Annotated in this window: 18 protein-coding genes; 12 read left to right on the top strand and 6 right to left on the bottom strand. The window is 73.0% G+C overall.

Annotation, left to right across the window (positions count from 1 at the left end; all coding sequences use genetic code 11):
• The first annotated feature begins 26 nt into the window (after window positions 1-26).
• Together ABTZ99_RS22135 and ABTZ99_RS22130 are read left to right on the top strand one after the other, a co-directional pair.
• Window positions 27-1,559 (top strand): AMP-binding protein, encoded by a 1,533-nt coding sequence (locus ABTZ99_RS22135; RefSeq protein WP_499613479.1) that lies wholly within the window; start codon window positions 27-29, stop codon window positions 1,557-1,559.
• 170 nt (window positions 1,560-1,729) lie between these two features.
• Entirely contained in the window at window positions 1,730-3,025 is a 1,296-nt protein-coding gene (locus ABTZ99_RS22130) for an NlpC/P60 family protein (protein WP_498785309.1), read from the top strand.
• Window positions 3,026-3,072: 47 nt separating this feature from the next.
• Here ABTZ99_RS22130 and ABTZ99_RS22125 read toward each other — a convergent pair whose 3' ends face one another.
• From ABTZ99_RS22125 to ABTZ99_RS22115, 3 genes are all read right to left on the bottom strand, one after another.
• On the bottom strand, window positions 3,073-3,855 hold the full coding sequence (locus tag ABTZ99_RS22125) for an ion transporter (protein ID WP_499613477.1): 783 nt from the start codon (window positions 3,853-3,855) through the stop codon (window positions 3,073-3,075).
• 84 nt (window positions 3,856-3,939) lie between these two features.
• Window positions 3,940-4,734 carry a GrpB family protein gene (locus ABTZ99_RS22120; RefSeq protein ID WP_498785305.1) on the bottom strand — a complete coding sequence of 265 codons (795 nt, stop codon included), beginning with the start codon at window positions 4,732-4,734 and terminating at the stop codon, window positions 3,940-3,942.
• A gap of 48 nt (window positions 4,735-4,782) precedes the next feature.
• A complete protein-coding gene (locus ABTZ99_RS22115) occupies window positions 4,783-5,529 on the bottom strand; it encodes an SAM-dependent methyltransferase (protein WP_498785303.1) in 747 nt (248 codons plus the stop codon).
• Window positions 5,530-5,931: 402 nt separating this feature from the next.
• On the opposite strand from ABTZ99_RS22115, the gene ABTZ99_RS22110 reads away from it, so the two are divergent.
• The 8 genes from ABTZ99_RS22110 to ABTZ99_RS22075 all read left to right on the top strand — a co-directional run bounded on the left by ABTZ99_RS22110 (window position 5,932) and on the right by ABTZ99_RS22075 (window position 13,207).
• Window positions 5,932-6,651, top strand: coding sequence for an alpha/beta fold hydrolase (locus ABTZ99_RS22110; RefSeq protein WP_499613475.1), 720 nt, complete (start codon window positions 5,932-5,934; stop codon window positions 6,649-6,651).
• On the top strand, window positions 6,648-8,075 hold the full coding sequence (locus ABTZ99_RS22105) for a sensor domain-containing diguanylate cyclase (RefSeq protein WP_498785299.1): 1,428 nt from the start codon (window positions 6,648-6,650) through the stop codon (window positions 8,073-8,075). Before ABTZ99_RS22110 ends, ABTZ99_RS22105 begins: the two co-directional genes overlap by 4 nt.
• Before the next feature lie 154 nt (window positions 8,076-8,229).
• The gene (locus ABTZ99_RS22100) at window positions 8,230-8,985 is read left to right on the top strand and encodes an MHYT domain-containing protein (protein ID WP_499613473.1); all 756 of its coding nucleotides are present in this window, start codon (window positions 8,230-8,232) and stop codon (window positions 8,983-8,985) included.
• Between the two features lie 16 nt (window positions 8,986-9,001).
• On the top strand, window positions 9,002-9,538 hold the full coding sequence (gene mobA / locus ABTZ99_RS22095; protein WP_498785295.1) for a molybdenum cofactor guanylyltransferase: 537 nt from the start codon (window positions 9,002-9,004) through the stop codon (window positions 9,536-9,538).
• Window positions 9,539-9,672: 134 nt separating this feature from the next.
• Complete coding sequence (locus ABTZ99_RS22090; RefSeq protein WP_230565679.1) at window positions 9,673-10,704, top strand: AAA family ATPase; 1,032 nt, start codon at window positions 9,673-9,675, stop codon at window positions 10,702-10,704.
• Between the two features lie 65 nt (window positions 10,705-10,769).
• The gene (locus ABTZ99_RS22085) at window positions 10,770-11,651 is read left to right on the top strand and encodes a DUF58 domain-containing protein (RefSeq protein WP_498785346.1); all 882 of its coding nucleotides are present in this window, start codon (window positions 10,770-10,772) and stop codon (window positions 11,649-11,651) included.
• The gene (locus ABTZ99_RS22080) at window positions 11,651-12,616 is read left to right on the top strand and encodes a VWA domain-containing protein (protein ID WP_499613469.1); all 966 of its coding nucleotides are present in this window, start codon (window positions 11,651-11,653) and stop codon (window positions 12,614-12,616) included. Before ABTZ99_RS22085 ends, ABTZ99_RS22080 begins: the two co-directional genes overlap by 1 nt.
• 9 nt (window positions 12,617-12,625) lie before the next feature.
• Window positions 12,626-13,207 carry a DUF5655 domain-containing protein gene (locus tag ABTZ99_RS22075; RefSeq protein WP_498785292.1) on the top strand — a complete coding sequence of 194 codons (582 nt, stop codon included), beginning with the start codon at window positions 12,626-12,628 and terminating at the stop codon, window positions 13,205-13,207.
• Window positions 13,208-13,241: 34 nt separating this feature from the next.
• Here the strand turns inward: ABTZ99_RS22075 and ABTZ99_RS22070 are convergent, their stop codons facing one another.
• From ABTZ99_RS22070 to ABTZ99_RS22060, 3 genes are read right to left on the bottom strand one after another with little or no spacing between them, the layout of a single operon-like run.
• Window positions 13,242-14,126: a TAXI family TRAP transporter solute-binding subunit gene (locus ABTZ99_RS22070; protein WP_499613466.1), complete on the bottom strand. Its 885-nt coding sequence runs from the start codon at window positions 14,124-14,126 to the stop codon at window positions 13,242-13,244.
• A complete protein-coding gene (locus tag ABTZ99_RS22065; RefSeq protein WP_498785288.1) occupies window positions 14,123-15,478 on the bottom strand; it encodes a sensor histidine kinase in 1,356 nt (451 codons plus the stop codon). The genes ABTZ99_RS22070 and ABTZ99_RS22065 overlap by 4 nt, the downstream gene beginning before the upstream one ends.
• Window positions 15,479-16,165, bottom strand: a complete 687-nt coding sequence (locus ABTZ99_RS22060; protein ID WP_499613462.1) for a response regulator transcription factor — start codon at window positions 16,163-16,165, stop codon at window positions 15,479-15,481.
• Window positions 16,166-16,215: 50 nt separating this feature from the next.
• On the opposite strand from ABTZ99_RS22060, the gene ABTZ99_RS22055 reads away from it, so the two are divergent.
• Window positions 16,216-16,950 carry an ANTAR domain-containing response regulator gene (locus ABTZ99_RS22055; protein WP_499613459.1) on the top strand — a complete coding sequence of 245 codons (735 nt, stop codon included), beginning with the start codon at window positions 16,216-16,218 and terminating at the stop codon, window positions 16,948-16,950.
• A 136-nt stretch (window positions 16,951-17,086) separates the two neighbouring features.
• Complete coding sequence (locus tag ABTZ99_RS22050; RefSeq protein ID WP_499613456.1) at window positions 17,087-17,800, top strand: hypothetical protein; 714 nt, start codon at window positions 17,087-17,089, stop codon at window positions 17,798-17,800.
• Window positions 17,801-17,925 lie beyond the last annotated feature (125 nt).

The raw sequence follows: 17,925 nt of genomic DNA, 5'->3' as shown, positions 1-17,925 counted from the left end.
GTGGCGGGTAAATAAGGTCACCTCGTATGCGCGTACCCCTGACTGTCGCCGATTTCCTCCACCGGGCGGAGCAGGTCTTCGCCGACACCACGGCCTCCGTCGACGAGCCCGTCCAGCCCGCCGCACCCGTGCCGAGGTCGACCTACGGCGAGTTCGCCACCCGCGTCCGCGCCTGGCAGGCCGGGTTCGACGCGCTCGGCCTCGGCGAGGGCGAGCGGGTCGCCGTGGTCAGCCACAACTCGGCCCGGCTGCTCGAACTGCTGCACGCGGTGCCCGCCACCGGCCGCATCGCGGTGCCGGTGAACTTCCGGCTGCGGCCCGACGAGGTGTCCTACATCGTCGAGCACAGCGGCGCGTCCGCGCTGCTCGTCGACCCCGAACTGGAGCTGGACGGCGTCACCGCGCGGCACCGCTTCGTGCTCGGCGAGCAGACCGAGACCGAGCTGATGCGCTTCGACACCGAGCCGCGACCCTGGCGCGAGCCGGACGAGGACGCCACCGCCACGATCAACTACACCTCCGGCACGACCGCCCGGCCCAAGGGCGTCCAGATGACCCACCGCAACATCTGGATCAACGCCGTCACGTTCGCCATGCACGCCCGCGTCTGGGAGCGGGACGTGTACATGCACGTCCTCCCGATGTTCCACTGCAACGGCTGGGGCATGCCCTACGGCCTGGCCGGGCTCGGCGTGCCGCAGGTCGTGCTGCGCAAGGTCGACGGCACGGAGATCCTCAACCGGGTCCGCGACCACGGCGTCACCCTGATGTGCGGGGCGCCCGCCGTGTGGAACGCCGTGCTGGACGCCGCGCAGGACTGGGACGGCGAGGTCCCCGGCCGCGACCGGGTCCGCGTCATCTGCGCCGGCGCGCCGCCGCCCAGCCGCACCATCGCCCGCGTCGGCGAGGAGCTCGGCTGGGAGTTCCTGCAGCTCTACGGCCTGACCGAGACGTCACCGCTGCTGACCTTCAACCGCACCCGACCTGCCGACGACGAGCTGCCGCCGGCGGAACGGGCGCGCAAGCTGTCCCGGGCCGGCGCGCCGGGGCTCGGCGTGCGGCTGAAGGTGTCCGACACCGGCGAGGTGCTGGCCCGCGGGAACGTCGTCATGGCGGGCTACTGGGAGAACCCCGAGGCCAGCGCCCAGGCGTTGGAGGACGGCTGGTTCCACACCGGCGACGGCGGCGAGCTGGACGACGAGGGCCACCTGACGATCTCCGACCGCAAGAAGGACGTGATCATCACCGGCGGCGAGAACGTGTCGTCCATCGAGGTGGAGGACGCCCTGTTCGCCCACCCGGCGGTGGCCGAGGCGGCGGTCATCGGGGTGCCGCACGACAAGTGGGGCGAGACGATCAAGGCGCTGGTCGTGCGGGCCGAGGGCGCCGAGGTGACGGAGGCGGAGCTGATCGCGCACTGCAAGGCCCGGCTCGCCGGCTACAAGGCGCCGACGTCGGTCGAGTTCCGCGACGCCATCCCGCGCACCGCCACCGGCAAGGTGCAGAAGTTCAAGCTGCGCGAGCCGTACTGGGCCGACCTCGACCGCAAGGTCAACTGACCGTGATCGAGTCACCCTGCTGAGGGTGGTTCCCCGCGTCTGCTGTGACCCGTGTGGCTGAAGTTCACGCCGGGTCGATTGGAAGCAGTGAGGCACGAGTGGCAGAGTCGGCCTGCATGGCGCCGTTCGGCGTAATGCCGATCGGCCGAGTGCGCGGGGAGGCGGCAGTCGTGACTCGATGGGCGATCCCGATCGCGATCGCGTTGACCACCGCGCTGGGGCTGGGCGGCACGGCGCACGGCGCGCCGGCGCCGCCCCCCAACCCCAGCGACGCCGAGATCAGCGCCGGCCGGCAGCAGGCCGACGCCAAGGCGGCCCACGTCGGTGAGCTGACCGGTCGGCTCACCGACGCCGAGGCCCGCCTGCGCGACCTCACCGACGAGGTCGCGTTCAAGTTGGAACTGGCCAACAAGGCGCGGGTCGACCTGGACACCGCCCAGGGCGAGGCGGACCGGGCGCGCCGCGACGCCGACGCGGCGCGGGTCGAGGCCGACGCCGCCGCCCGGGCCGTCGAGGACGCCCGCGTGCGGCTGGACGAGTTCGCCGCCGCCAGCTTCGAGCAGGGCAGCCTGGTCGGCTCCGTCTCGGCCTACTTCGGCGCGACCAGCCCGCAGGACCTGCTGTCGCGCGCGCAACTGCTCCAGGCCGTGAGCGAGTCGAGCCTCGACGCGCTGGACGACGTCGAGCGCACCCGCGCCGAGCAGGCGAACAAGGACTCCGCCGCGCGTGCCGCGCTCGACCTGGCGGACCGGAAGCAGGCCGCCGCGGACCAGGCCAAGCGGGACGCCGACGCGGCGCAGGCCACCGCCGTGCAGGCGCAGCAGGGCCAGGCCGCCGCCGCGCGGAGCATCCAGGACGACAAGGCCCGCGTGGAGGGCGAGCTGGACCAGGCGCTGGCCGCGGTCGAAGGGCTGGAGGACCAGCGCGACCGGTACGACCGGTGGTTGGTGGACAAGCGCCGCGAGGACGAGGAAGCCGCACGCCTGGCCGCCCTCGCCGCGTCCGCGCCCCAGGCGCCACGCCCGCCGACGGTGGCGGCGCCGAGCGGCCACGGTGTGGAGACCGTCGTCGCCCGCGCGCTGCAGCAGCTCGGCGTGCGGTACTCGTGGGGCGGCGGCAACTACGACGGCCCGACCGTCGGCATCCGGGACGGCGGCGTCGGCGACGCGCACGGCGACTACTACACCGTCGGCTTCGACTGCTCCGGGCTGATGATGTACGCGTTCGCGGGCGTCGGCGTCTACCTGCCGCACTACAGCGGTTACCAGTACAACGCAGGCCGCAAGGTGCCGCTCGCCCAGGCGCGGCGCGGCGACATGCTGTTCTGGGGACCGGGCGGCGGCACCCACGTCGCGCTCTACCTCGGCGACGGCATGATGGTCGAGGCGCCGTACTCCGGCTCGCACGTCCGCGTCGCCCCGGTCCGGTACGGCGGGATCATGCCGTACGCCACGCGCCTGCTGTAGCCGTCACCGGCGGTTCCCGGTCGACGCCGGTCGGCCGGGAACCCCGGTCAACGCGGGTCGCCGACGGGTTCCAGTCGCAGCGCGCGGACCTCCTCGCGCAGCGCCCTGACCTCCGCCAGCAGCACGTCGTCGGACGCGCCCGGTCGCGGTGAGGCCTCGGACTCCATCGCGCTGCACACGACCGCGATGAACAGGTTCAGCATGGTGAAGGTGCCGACCAGCAGGTAGACCACGAAGAAGATCCAGGCCAGCGGCTGGGTGACCATCAGGTCGCGCATCACGTCCGACCAGCCGTCGCCGGTGGTGAGCTGGAACAGCGTCAGGACGGTCGCGCCGAGGTCGCCGAACCGGGGATCGCCGCCGGCGCGGAACAGGTTGACGGCGACCACGCTGCCGACGTACAGCAGCAGCACCAGCAGCCCGGTCAGCGACAGCAGGCCGGGGACGGACCTCACCAGCGCGGTCACCACGCGGCGCATGCTCGGCACCATCGCGACCAGGCGCAACGCGCGCAGGATGCGCAGGGCCCGGATCACCGACAGCGGACCGGCCGCGGGCAGCAGGGAGACGCCGACGACCACGAAGTCGAAGACGTTCCACGGGTCGCGGAAGAACCGGGGGCCCTGCGCGTACAGCCGCGCGGCCAGTTCCAGGACGAAGATCGCCAGGGCGGTGCGGTCCAGCACGGCGAACACGTCGCCGTAGGCGGCGACCAGTGCCGTCGACGTCTCGCAGCCGAGGGTGACCGCGTTGACCACGATCACCGCGATGACCGTCCGCTGGAAGCGCCTGCCGTCCACGACATCGCGGACGCGGTCGCGCAGAGCCATGCCGAACTCCTCCTGCACGCGTGGGGGATCTTGCTCGATCGAGCACCGCCCCATCGGCGAGTCGGCCGTACGGCTTGAGGGAATTCACCTGGTCGAGCGGAAGAAATCCGATTTGGCGCGGGTGTAGTCGTCGTAGTCGTCGTCTCCGGCGTGCGCTTGCGCCGCACGGAGTTTCGCGACCTCGTACGCTTTTCGCACGGCCGGGTCGGCGCGCAGCCGGTCGCGGAAGTCGATCGTCCGCCGGTGCCACGGGTTGCCCAGCTGCCGCACGTGCAGGATCGCGGTCTCCGCCGGGTCGGGTCGGACGTAGAGCCGTTTCCGGTACAGCTCCGCCGGCACTTCCGGGTCGGTGTGCCAGTCGTGGGTCACGCCGGGGGAGTCGGGGCGGGTGCCTCGGGCCGCGCGGAAGCCCACCGCGGCCATCGCGCGGTCGAGCCCGTCGGGGTCGGGCAACGCGGTCACGCCGAGCTGGAGGTCGACGAACCGCTTGGCGCGCAAGCCCGGCACGGCGGTCGAGCCGATGTGCTCGTAGCTCCACGACGGCTCGGCGAGGTGCGCGCGCAGCCGGTCGAGCAGGCGGCGCGCGGTGACGGGCAGCAGCGGGTCGTGCTCCTCCAGCACGGGCGGTGTGCGCGGCGGCGGGTCGATGCCGGCGAACCGCCGCGCGAACGGCGCGATCCGCTCGGACCACACCGCGTCCACCCCGTCGGGACCGTCCACCACGACGTCCGCCCGCGCATCACGGACCGCGCTCACCACCAGCGCGGCGGGCGCGAACGAGTCGGCCACGGTCACCAGCCCGGTCACGTCCAGCGCGCGCAACCGGTCCGCGACGGCCGGCGCGGACACCACTGCGACGAGCAGTCGTCGATCGTCCATGCGCCCATGATGGCGCGGACCCCGGTGAGCCGGGGCCCGCGCTCCGCGTCAGCGGTCCATCAAGGCGAACACGCCCCAGCCCAGGTACTCGCGCTGGTAGCGCGCGTACCGGGCCGGCCCGGTGGCGAGCTCGGCGCGCATCACGGGCGCCAGCTCGTCGTCCGGGTTCTCGTCCAGCCAGCGGCGGGTGTTGAGCCACTGCGCGGCGACGTAGCGGTCCCAGCTGTCCTGGTCGGCCAGCACCATCTCGACCACGTCGCAGCCCAACGCGCCGAACTGCGCCAGCAGTTCGGGCAGCGGGAGGAAGTCGTCCCGGCTGCTCGCGTGGCTGCCTTCCACGGCGGCCTGGTCGGGCGGGTCGAGCCGCCAGAACGGGTGCCCGATCAGCAGCAGGCCGCCGGGGCGCAGGCTGCGCCGCAACAGCTCCACCGTGCCGGGCACGCCGTCGCCGATCCACGTCGCGCCGACGCACGCGGCGATGTCCACCGGCTCGTCCGCGACGTGGCCCGACGCGTCGCCGTGCACGAACTCCAGCCGGTCGGCCACGCCCAGCTCGACCGCCCGGGCTTTCGCCGAGGCGAGGAACGTCGGGCTGAGGTCGACGCCCGTGCCGGTCAGCCCGTGGTCACGGGCCCAGGTGCACAGCATCTCGCCCGAACCGCAGGCGAGGTCGAGCACCCGCGACCCCGGTTCCGGGCGCAGCGCCCGGCCGAGGACGGCCAACTTGGCGTCGTCCAGGGGGTTGTGGATGCGGTGGGTGCTTTCACGGATGGTGAAACCACGGGGTATGTCCACTTCCGGTCTTCCTCACGTCCAGGGGAAAGGTCGGCGTGATCGGCCGCTGGGCGGCCGTGATCCGGACGGGCATGCAATGCACCTCTTCGCACACGTGAGGATGGACGGCGGTGAGGCTAGGCATGATCGCGAGCGGCTGTCCACGGGATTACCGGATCCGTCTCAGTTGGCCTGTCCACTGTGGACTACGGGTGGATATGATCCCCTATTCGGGGTGATCCGGGAATGGGGACCCCCGATATGCGGAGAAATGCTCCTGATCACCCGAATGCGCGGCCCGGATTCGGTAGCGTCAGTGGTCTAGGGAGGAAGTCAAGTCCAGGGGGGACCATGACGGCCGGCCGCTTGATTCTCGACGACGGCGAATTGACCTATCACAGACGTGGCGAAGGACCGCCGGTCGTGCTGCTGCACGCCGGCGGGCTCGGGTGCGCCACGTGGGACCGCCAGTTCGACCTGCTGGCGCGGGACCACACCGTGGTCCGGTACGACGCGAGGGGCCACGGCGAGTCGTCGCCGGTGACCGGCCCCTACTCGCACCACGAGGACCTGAAGGACCTGCTGGACGTGCTGGGCCTCGACCGGCCCACGCTGGTCGGCCTGTCGCTCGGCGCCCGGACCGCGATCGACTTCGCGGTCACCCACCCCGACCGGGTGGCCGACCTGGTGCTGGTCGGGCCGGGCGTGAGCGGGATGAAGTTCGAGGACCCGTTCGTCCTCGACCAGCTCGCGCGGATCCGGGCGGCCACGACGGTCGACGAGGTCGCGGAGTGCCTGCTGCGGATGTGGGTCGACGGTCCGCACCGGTCGCCGGACGAGGTCGACCCGGAGGTGCGGGAGCTGTGCCGCGCCCTGACCGTCCGAGCCGTGTCGAGCGGCGTGTTCACGACCGCGCCGGACGAGGTGCACGCCGTGGACCGGCTGGACGAGCTCACCGCGCGGACGCTCGTCGTCGTCGGCGACCTCGACTCGTCGGACATCCGGTCGGTGGCCGATCTCGTGCTCGCCTCCGCGCCGCGCGCGGAGGAGGTCGTCGTCGAGGGCGCCGCCCACCTGGTGAACCTCGACCGGCCGGCCGAGTTCGACCGCGCCCTGCTGCGGTTCCTCAGCGCGTCGCGATGAACGGCGGCTTCCACCAGGCGGTGCTCGACCGGGCCGACGCCGCGGTGCTGGTGGTGGACCCGGGCGACCTGGGCGTCCGGTGGGCGTCCCCGGCCGCCCGGCGGCTGTTCGGCGCCGCGTCCGGCCTGCTGCCCGACCTGGTGGCCGACGGCGACGCGGCGGCGGTCGGCACGTTCCTCCAGGCGGCGGGCCGCGCGGGCGCGTCGCGGCTGACGTGCGCGGTGCCGGTGGAGGGGTCCGTGCACCGCCGGGTCGACCTGATCGCCCGCGACCTGAGCGAGGACCCGGACGTGCGCGGCCTGGTGGTCGTCGCGCTCGACGTCACGGGCTGGGCGGAGACGGCCGACGAGCTGGGCAGCAGGCTCAACACCGACGCGCTGACGGGCCTGGTGAACCGCACCGGGTTCCTGCCGCGGCTGGAGCAGGCCGTGCGCGGCGCGCCGGGGCCGGTGCTGGTGTTCCTCGACCTCGACCAGTTCAAGGACGTCAACGACCGCCACGGGCACGCGGCCGGCGACCACGTGCTGCGGCTGGTCGCGTCCCGGCTGGCCGCGGTGGTGGCCGGTCGCGGCACGGCGGCCAGGCTCGGCGGCGACGAGTTCGTCGTGCTGCTCGACGAGCTGGACGAGCAGCAGGCGATCGCCGCGGCGCAGGAGATCCTGGCCGTCATCGCCACGCCGGTGACGTTGGACGAGGGCGTGATCCGGGTGTCGGTGTCGGCGGGCATCACGTTCGTGCGGCCGGGTCACGGCGCGGAGGACCTGCTGCACCAGGCGGACCTGGCGATGTACCGGGCGAAGACGACCGGCCCGGTCGGCGTCGCCGTCTACGACCAGGACCTGGAGGACTGGGCGCTGGCGCGCAAGCACCAGGTCGACCGGCTCGCCGAACGGCTGGAGGAGCTGCACGCGGAGAACCGGGCGCTGGCCGAGGCGGCGACCATCGACCAGCGCACGGGCCTGCCGAACCCGGCGACGTTCGACGTGGACCACGCCCGCCGCAACCGCGCCGGCGAGCCGTACAGCCTGCTGCTGGTCGACATCGACCGCTTCCACAGCTACAACACGCTCTACCGCTACCTGGCCGGGCACGAGACGCTGCGCAAGGTCGCCGAGGCGATCGACCGGACCACCCGCGCGGGTGATCGCGCGTACCGGTACGGGGGCGAGGAGTTCACCGTGCTGCTGCCGGGCACGCGGCTGGAGGGCGCGCTGGCGTCCGGCGAGCGGATCAGGCAGGCGGTGCAGCGGCTGGGGCTGGAGCACCGGGGCAACACCGGCGGCGTGGTGACGGTGTCGATCGGCGCGGTGGAGGTCGTGCCGGGCGCGTCCGTGACCGACGCGGTGGAGGAGGCCAGCGTGGCCGTGCTGCAGGCCAAGGACGCGGGCCGCAACCGGGTGGTGGGCCGTCGTGCCGGTGGCTGAGGCCCGCTCGACCACCGGCTCACCCGCGCGGCGCTGTACCTGGGCCGTTCAGCCCAGCTCGTGACTACGCTGAGTAGAGAAATGGGCTACTTGGATTGCGAATGAATGAATTCACCTGGGCCGTTCTGGTGAACGTGATCACGGTGAGTTAGTAATGGGCGTGGACCACGACTCGATGCAGCACTTCTCCGACGGCCTCTCCACCCTCGTCCTCGCCTACGTCGTCTCCGTGATCGGCTCGCTCATCGGCCTCGCCTGCATGGCGCGCGCCCAAGCGGAGCCGGGCCGTGCCGCCAAGGCGCGCTGGACCGTGTTCGGGGCGTTCGCCATCGGGGGTGTCGCCATCTGGCTCATGCACTTCATCGCCATGCTCGGCTTCGACGTGCCCGGCGCCGCGATCAAGTACTCGGTGCCGCTGACCGCGTTGTCCGCCGTGGTGGCGATCGGGGTGGTCGGCGCCGGGCTGTCGCTGGTCACGCTGGTCCGGTTCACCCGGATGCGGCTGCTCGTCGCGGGCGCCCTGGCCGGGCTCGGCGTGGCGGGCATGCACTACCTGGGCATGTCCGCCATCCGGTTCCGCGGCGAGATCTCCTACGACCGGCCGCTGGTCGCGCTGTCGTTCCTGATCGCGGTGGTGGCGGCGACCGCCGCGTTCTGGTTCACCCTGGTCGTGCGGACGGCGTCGGCGCGCGTCGCGGCCGGGCTGACCATGGGCGTGGCGGTCACCGGCATGCACTACACCGGCATGGCCGCGGTGAACGTCGACGTCGACCCCGGGATGGCCGCGCCGCAGGGCACGTCCGCGTTCGACCTGGTGTTCCCCGTGTTCGTGACGAGCGCCCTCGTGGTGGCGGCGCTGCTGTGGATGCTCTTCACCGCCGACGAGGACGCGCTGGGCGAGCCCGTCTAGCGGCTACCGTTGGCCCGTGGCGTCCTGGACGGCGGTGGTTCTCGCGGGTGGTCGGGGCAGCAGGCTGGGCGGCGTGGACAAGGCGTCGGTCGTGGTCGACGGGCGCACGTTGCTCGCCCACGTGCTCGACGCGGTCGCGCTCGCCCGGCGGAGGGTCGTCGTCGGCCCGCGCAAGGACGACGTGCCCGGCGTGACGTGGGCGCGGGAGGACCCGCCCGGTGGCGGACCGGTGGCGGGGCTGGCCGCCGGGCTCGCGCACGTCGCCACGGACCTGGTGGTGGTGCTCGCGGTGGACCAGCCGGGCATCACCCGGTCCACTGTGGACCGGCTGCTCGCGGCCGTCGGCGACACCGGTGCGGTCCTCGTGGACGAGGAGGGGCGGTCGCAGTGGCTAGCCGGGGCGTGGCGCACCGGGTCGTTGCGCCGAGCCGTGCCCGCCGACCCGCGCGACGTCTCGATGCGCTCGGTCCTCGGGCCGCTGGACCCGGTGCCCGTTGCCGCCGAGCCGGGTGAGGCGCGCGACGTCGACACCCCTGGTGATCTCGAACCCTGACGGGTGACCAAGATCGGGTGAAATGGGCGTGAGCTGCATCGCTGCCCGTTTCCCGGGCCGGACCCCTTCACAAGAGCCACACCGTCGGCAGGGGAGACTGGGGCACAGTCGTACAACCCTGTCGAGGAGGACCTTTGTCCGAGCCCGCCGCCGAGGCGTCCCACACGCCGGCTCGTGACGCCCAGTTGCTCGAACGCACCGTGTTCGAGGTCAAGCGGGTGATCGTCGGTCAGGACCGGCTGGTCGAGCGGATGCTCGTCGGCCTGCTGGCCAAGGGCCACCTGCTGCTGGAAGGCGTGCCCGGCGTGGCCAAGACGCTGGCCGTCGAGACGTTCGCGAACGTCGTCGGCGGCTCGTTCTCCCGCGTCCAGTTCACCCCCGACCTGGTGCCCGCCGACATCCTCGGCACCCGCATCTACCGCCAGGGCAGCGAGAGCTTCGACGTCGAGCTCGGCCCCGTGGTCGCCAACTTCGTCCTCGCCGACGAGATCAACCGCGCGCCCGCCAAGGTGCAGTCGGCGATGCTCGAGGTGATGGCCGAGCGGCACGTGTCCATCGGCGGCAAGACGTTCCCGATGCCCACCCCGTTCCTGGTCCTGGCCACCCAGAACCCGATCGAGAACGAGGGCGTCTACCCCCTGCCCGAGGCGCAGCGCGACCGGTTCCTGTTCAAGATCCAGGTCGAGTACCCGACGGCCGAGGAGGAGCGGGAGATCGTCTACCGGATGGGCGTCGAGCCGCCGGTGCCCAGCCAGGTGCTCGGCCCGGACGAGCTGGTCCGCCTGCAGGGCGTGGCCTCCCGGGTCTTCGTGCACCACGCGCTGGTCGACTACGTGGTGCGGCTGGTCATCGCGACCCGCGCGCCCAAGGAGCACCAGCTCACCGACGTGGCCGGGTGGGTCGCCTACGGCGCCTCGCCGCGCGCCAGCCTCGGCATCATCGCCGCCGCCCGCGCCCTGGCGCTGGTGCGCGGGCGCGACTACGTGCTGCCGCAGGACGTCGTGGACGTGGTGCCGGACGTGCTGCGGCACCGCCTGGTGCTGTCCTACGACGCGCTGGCCGACGGCGTCCCGCTGGACCACATCATCACCCGCGTGCTCCAGACCGTGCCGCTGCCGCAGGTCTCCGCACGTCCGCAGACGCCGCAGCCCGCGGGCAGGCCGTGACCGAGCCGAACCCGCAGGGCGCCGACCGGCCCGGCTGGGCGCCGCCGGTGCTGCACGGCGGTCGGATGGAAGCGGCGCTGCGCACGCTCGAACTGGAGGTCCGCCGCCGGCTCGACGGGCTGCTCCAGGGCAACCACCTCGGCCTCGTGCCGGGACCGGGCTCCGAGCCCGGCGAGGCGCGGCCCTACCAGCCCGGTGACGACGTGCGGCGGATGGACTGGGCGGTCACCGCCCGCACCACCGTGCCGCACATCCGCGAGACCGTCGCCGACCGCGAGCTGGAGACGTGGCTCGCGGTCGACCTGTCGCCGAGCCTCGACTTCGGCACGGCGGCGTGCGAGAAGCGCGACCTGGTGGTCGCCGCGACGGCCGCGGTGGCGCACCTGACCCGCGGCGGCGGCAACCGGATCGGCGCCCTGGTCGCCACCGGCGAGAACCTCGTCCGGGTGCCCGCGCGCGGCGGGCTGGCGCACTCGCGCGGCCTGATCCGCAAGGTCGCCGAGACGCCCCGCGCGCCCGAGGGCACCCGCGGCTCGCTGGCCGACGTGGTGGAGCAGCTGCGCCGCCCGCCGCGGCGGCGCGGCCTGGTCGTGGTGATCTCGGACTTCCTCGGCGGCACGGAGTGGCAGCGCCCCCTGCGCGCGTTGTCCGCCCGGCACGACCTGGTGGCCATCGAGGTGATCGACCCCCGTGACATCGACCTGCCCGAGGTGGGCCGGGTCGTGCTGGCCGACCCGGAGTCGGGCAGGCAGCGCGAGGTCGTCGCGTCGCCGCTGCTGCGCCGGGAGTTCGCCGCGGCGGCGGCCGAGCACCGCGCCGAGGTGGCCGCGGGCCTGCGTCGCGCCGGAGCGGGTCACCTGGTGCTGCGCACCGACTCGGACTGGATCGCCGACACCGTGCGGTTCGTCGTCGCGCGCAAGCGCCGCTGGTCGGGAGGGGTGGCCTGATGAGCCTGTCGGGTTTCACCGCGCCGTGGTGGTTCGTGCTGCTGGTGGGCGTGGTGGCGCTCGCCGCGTTCTACGTGGTGCTGCAACGCGTGCTGCGCAAGCGGATGCTGCGGTTCGCCAACCTGTCGATGCTGGAGAAGGTCGTCCCCAAGCGCCAGGGCTGGTACAAGCACGTGCCGGTGGCGTTGCTGATGGTCGCGTTCATCGCGCTGACCGTGGCGCTGGCCGGGCCCACCGCCGAGCAGAAGGTGCCGCGCAACCGCGCGACCGTGATGCTGGTGATCGACACGTCGCTGTCGATGAAGGCCACCGACGTGCAGCCGTCCCGGTTGGAGGCCGCGCAGGTGGCCGCCAAGTCGTTCGCCGACGGGCTCACGCCGGGCATCAACCTGGGGCTGATCTCGTTCGCCGGTTCGGCCACCGTGCTGGTCGCGCCGACCACCGACCGCGCGGCGGTCACGCAGAGCATCGACGGGCTGAAGCTGGCCCAGTCGACCGCGACCGGTGACGCGATCGTGGCGGCGCTGGCGGCGATCGACTCGTTCGGCAAGGTCGTCGGCGGCGCGGACGGGCCACCGCCCGCCCGGGTCGTGCTGATGACGGACGGCAAGGAGACGGTCGGCACGCGTGACGCGTTCGACGCGGCCGAGGACGCGAAGACGGCGGGCGTCCCGATCTCCACGATCTCGTTCGGCACCGAGGAGGGCGTGGTCGAGATCGAGGGCCGGCGGCAGGAGGTGCCGGTGGACGACGACTCGATGAAGGAGATCGCGAAGCTGTCCGGCGGCGAGTTCTTCAAGGCCGCGAGCGCCGAGGAGCTGCGCCGGGTGTACGACACGCTGGGCGAGCAGATCGGTTACGAGAAGAAGCAGGCCGACGCGTCGCGGCCGTGGGTGGCGCTGGGCACCGTGCTGGGGATGATCGCCGTGGCGGGTGCGCTGCTCTTCGGGCAACGTCTGCCGTGAGCGGGCAGTATGTCGCCCGTGGTGGTGGCGGAGAACTGGCGGGAGATGGTCGACTGGTCCGTGGCGCTGCTGCGCCGCGGCACCGGCGAGGGCGTGCCGGAGTGGAACCGGCGGGTCTTGTCGTCCGGTCTCGACAACGAGTGTGACCTGCGGGTTTGGCTGCGCGAGCAGGGCGTGACGGGGTACCCGCAGATGCTGCTGGTGATGGAGCGGTTCGGCTACCCGGAGCTGTTGAGCGCGTCGTCGGACGAGCTGGTGGACGCCCAGTACGCCGACCGGCCCGAGCTGCGGCCGATCCTCGACCGGCTGCTGGCCGAGGCGGCGTTGCTGGGTCCGATGCGGGTGCAGGCGCGCAAGACGTACGTGGCGCTGGTGTCGCCGCGCCGGACGTTCGCGATCGTGCAGGCGACCACCCGGACGCGGGTCGACCTCGGCCTGCGCCTCGCGGGCCACGAGCCGACCGGCCGCCTGGAGCCCGCGGGCCCGGTCGGCAACGACACCATCACCCTGCGGCTCGGCATCTGCAGCGCCGACGACATCGACGACGACACCCTGACCCACCTGCGCCACGCCTACACCGCCAACTCCTGACCCCCGCGAGGGTCCTGCGTTCGCGCGGGCGCGGTCAGCCGTGGAGGCTGCGGTAGGTGGCGGCGGCGCCGGGGTGCAGGGGGAGGCCGGCGGTGCCGATCAGGCTGCGGACGTCCAGGAACTGGGTGCCCAGCGTCTGGCGCGGCACCAGGGCGGCGGCGCGGGAGACCAGGGTGCGGGTGACGGCGGCGGCCACGTCGTCCGGCAACGACGCCCGGCACACCAGCAGGTTCGCCACCCCGATCGTCGGCACCTCGCGGGTCGCGCCGTACACGCCGACCGGCACCGGCACCTGCTCGTACACCGAACCGTGCGCCGCGCGCAGCTCGGGCACCAGCTCGGCCAACGGCAGCAGGCGGATGCCGGGCAGGCCGTCCAACGTCGGCGTCGGCACGCCGCCCGACCACAGCAGCGCGTCGATCCGCCGGTCCGCCAACGCCTGCGCCGCGTCACCCAGCCTGTGGTGCTCCACCCGCACGGAGTCGCGCAGGCCGAGCGCGACGAGCATCCGCTCACCGGACAGCGACGCGCCGGAACCCTCCGCGCCCAGGGAGATCGTCCGCCCGGCCAGGTCGGCGGGCGCCCGCGCGGGATCGTCCACGCGCACGACCAGCTGCAGGTAGTTCTCGTAGACCCGGCCCAACGCGCGCAGCTCCAGCCCCGGGTCGGCCACGAGCGCGGAGTCGGCCAGGGCCAGCGCGACCTGCGCCTCGCCCGACGCCAGCAGCACGAGGTTCGCCAGGCTGCCCTCGGTCTCCAACGCCCGGCCCCGCAGGTCCGGCAACTGCTCCGCGAGCAGCGTCGCGAAGTCGAAGTACATCCCGCCGCGCTCACCGGCGGCGATGGCCAGCTCACCCGACGGCGCCCCGCCCGTGCACCCGGCGGCCAGCAGCCCGAGCAGGAACACCCGCCGGTTCACAGCGCCGGCTCCAACGGCAGCGCGACCCGGGCGGTGAACCCGTCCGCCGACGACAGCCGCAGCACGCCCTGCCGCGCCTTGACCAGCTGGTCCGCGATCGCCAGGCCGAGCCCCGTGCCCGGCCGCCCGGACCGCCCGCGCCAGAACCTCGAGGTGGCCAACGCCAGCTCCTCCTCGCTCAACCCGGGTCCGTCGTCGTGCACCTCGACCCAGCCGACGCCCGCCGCGCGGTCCGCGCCGAGCGACACCCGCACCGCGCCGCCGTACTTGACCGCGTTGTCCAGCAGCACATCCAGCACCTGCGCCAGGTCCGACTCCGGGCACCGCACCAGCACCGGCAACGCGGGCGTCCGCGGCAGCGGCACCTGCCAGAACCCGGCCCGGTCCACGGCCACCGCGCCCACGTCGGCCAGCTCCGGCTCACGCCCGCCGGCCGCGACCTCGGTCGCCGCGCTCTCCGCCGACGCCAACGCCAGCAGGCCGTCCAGCAGCGACTCCAGCCGTTCGATCTCGGCCACGCCAGCCGTGTACGCGCGCACGCCCTCCGGCTTGACCTGGCCGCTCAACGTGTCCATGCGCAGCCGCAACGCCGCCATCGGGTTGCGCAACTGGTGCGAGGCGTCCGCGATCAGCCGTCGCTGCTGGTCGGCGGCCTCGGTCACGGCGTCGGACATCCGGTTGAACGACTCCGACAGCTCCCGCACCTCCGGCGGTCCGCTGCTGCTCGCCACGTGCGCCCGCCGCTCGCCCGCGGCCACCGCCCGGACGCCGGTCGCCAGCTCGGCCAGCGGCTTGAGCAGCCACCGCGTGACGGCCAGCACCAGCAGGACCGAGACGACGGCCGCTGCCAGCGCCCCACCGAGGACCAGCAGCCACCGCGTGGTCACGTCCGCCGCCGCGCGGTCCACCGACGCCCGCAGCACCACCGCCCCGGCCACCCTGGTGCCCGTGCCGACGGGCCGGGCGAACACCACGTGCCCCGACGACCAGGGCTTCAGCGTCGGCACGGACGACGCGGGCTGGTTGCGCAGCGCGGCGTCCAGCACCCGGGCCAACGCGGGGTCGTCCGACGTCAGGCCGGCCTGGGCGACCGGCTGCCTGCGTGCGTCGACGACCACCACCGGATCGCCGTACAGCTCGACGTACGCGGCGACCTCGTCCTCCAACGCGGCCTTGTCGCGGGTGGTCTCGGCCTGCTGGGCGAGCGCGGCGAACCGGTCCAGGTCACCGGTGCGCGTCAGCACGAACCGCTGCGTGCGCTCGGCGGCCGTGGACGACAGCAGCGGCACGGCGAACGCGGCCACCGCGGCGGCGGAGAACAACAGCAGCACCAGCAGCAGTCGGCGGCGCATTCACGTCCCCGTCTGCTCTTCGGCCCCGCCGACGGCCAGCCGGTAGCCGAAGCCGCGGATGGTGGTCAGCAGGCCGGGACGACCCAGCTTGGCCCGCAGCCCGGCCAGGTGCACGTCCAACGCCCGCGACACGGCCAGGTACGCGTCACCCCACACCTCGTCCATGAGCTGCTGGCGGCTGACCGCCGTGCCCGCGCGGCTGGCCAACGCGGCCAGCACGTCGAACTCCTTGGTGGTCAACGACACCTCCGCGTCGCCCACCACCACCCGCCTGCCCTCCAGGTCGATCTCCACGTCACCGACCCGCACCGTGCGGTCCTTCGGCCCGGTGAGCGCCGCGCTGCGCCGCGCGACCGCGTCCATCCGGGCCAGCAGCTCACCGAGGCGGACCGGTTTCACCAGGTAGTCGTCGGCGCCGAGCCGGAGACCGCGCACGATCGACCGCTCGTCGCCGCGCGCGGTGAGCACCAGCACGGGCACCGGCGACACCTTGCGGATCTTGCGCAGCACCTCCAGCCCGTCGGTGTCGGGCAGCCCGAGGTCGAGCAGCAGCAGGTCGAAGTCGCGGTGGACCAGGAGCGCGTCCGAGCCGCGCGCCACCCTGCTCGGCCGGTGGTCGTTGGCCTCCAGCGCCTCCACCAAGGCGTCCGCGACCCCGTCGTCGTCCTCGACGAGCAGCACGCGCACCCGTCCACCCCCTTTGGTTGGGGCGATTATGGCCGTTGAGGTGTAAACAAGTGGCTGTGAGCATTGACGAGCACGTGCCCGCGGTCCTGCTGGACGAGGCCAGCGAGGCGTTGGAAGAGCTTGCGGGCGTGCTGGCCGACGGCCAGACCCTGCAGGAAGCCCTCCAGCAGCTGGCCGAATCCGCCTCGCGGGTCATCCCGGACGCGGAGAACGCCAGCGTGACGGTGATCGACGCCGACGGCGCGTCCACGCTGGCGGCGACCGACGACAAGGTCCTCGCCATCGACGCCGACCAGTACGCGGCCGGTGACGGACCGTGCCTGGAGGCGTCCAGGACCCAGCGGCCGGTGCGGGCCACCGTGGCGGACGGCCGGGCCAAGTGGCCCGAGTTCGCCGTCGCCGCCGAGGGCGCGGGCGTGCGGGCCTACCTGTCCGCGCCGATCATGGTCGAGGACGACGTGCTCGGCTCGCTGAACCTCTACAGCTCCGAGGAGCGGGCGTTCGACCCGTTCGACGAGGCGTTGTTGCGGTTGTTCGTCACCGCCGCGTCCACCACGATCACCGGGTTCCGCCGCTACGAGCGGTCCCGCCGGCTGGTCGAGCACCTCCAGCGCGCGCTGGAGTCGCGTGCCGAGATCGACCAGGCCAAGGGCGTGCTGATGGCCGCGCACGGGGTGGACGCCGAGGAGGCGTTCGGCCGGCTGGTGGCCGAGTCACAGCAGCACAACACCAAGCTGCGCGAGGTCGCCCGGAACCTGCTCGCGTCGGTGCGAAGACGGCCGTGATTGTCACCTCCCTGACAAAAGTCGAATTTCGAATTCTGCTTTCCGCAACAGCCGTGAATTGATCGGTTCGAGTGCTTCCGAGTGCGGTTAGAGTGGTCGGGAAAGTCGATTTCCCCATTCTGGTCCGAGGAGGAGCATGCGCAAGAACCGTGTCGCCGCGGCGGGATTCGCCGCCTTGGTCTCCGCCGCGCTCACCGCGTGCGCCGACGACCCGTCGTCGACGATGAGGACGTTCGACACGCCGCAGGCGCTGGCCGAGGCGAACCGGGTGGCCGCCGAGGGCAGGGGTTCGGTCACCGTCGACCTGGACCTCGCGACCAACGGCAAGGGCAGTTGCGGGTTGCGCACCGACGACTTCGCCGCGTCGTGCCGGATCTCCATCGCGGACGCCGAGGAGGTCGCGTACGTGATGGTGCCGGACGGCATCTTCGTGCGGATCCCGCAGGGCCAGGCGCCGCGGCCGGACAAGCCGTGGCTCAAGATCGACCCGGACGACCCGACCAACGCGCTGGCCCGCGCGATGGCGGACGTCGCCGTGCACATCCGCGACACCGCCGACATCCGCAAGGCGCTGCCCGAGGGAGCGCGGATCGTGGAGACGGCCGAGGAGTCGGTGTCCGGCAGGCAGACCGTCCGCTACACCGCGCACGTGGCGGTGGACGGGCGGGCGTCGGTGCTGAAGCTGTGGGTGGACGACCAGGACCTGCCGGTGAAGACGGAGGCGCGCACGCCGGTCGAGGGCGGTGAGCCGGTGCAGGTGGTCGCGCACTACCGCGACTGGGGCAAGCCGATCGACATCACCCCGCCCGCGCCGGACCAGCTCGGCGAGTTGCCCGCGCTGCCCGGCTGACCCCGGGCGACCGGCCCCCTCCGGCGGTTCGGCGGATTCCAGGGGTCGTCGCAACACAACTGATCAACTGGCTTAGGTCAGGAGCTTAGCCAAACGCTCGGCTGGGGTGTCCCAGCCGAGCGTTT

This window comes from Actinosynnema sp. NPDC002837 (assembly GCF_040295345.1).
Taxonomy (GTDB): Bacteria; Actinomycetota; Actinomycetes; order Mycobacteriales; family Pseudonocardiaceae; genus Actinosynnema.
The sequence above is the reverse complement of the archived record's forward strand: the minus strand, read 5'-3'. Positions and strand labels throughout refer to the sequence as shown.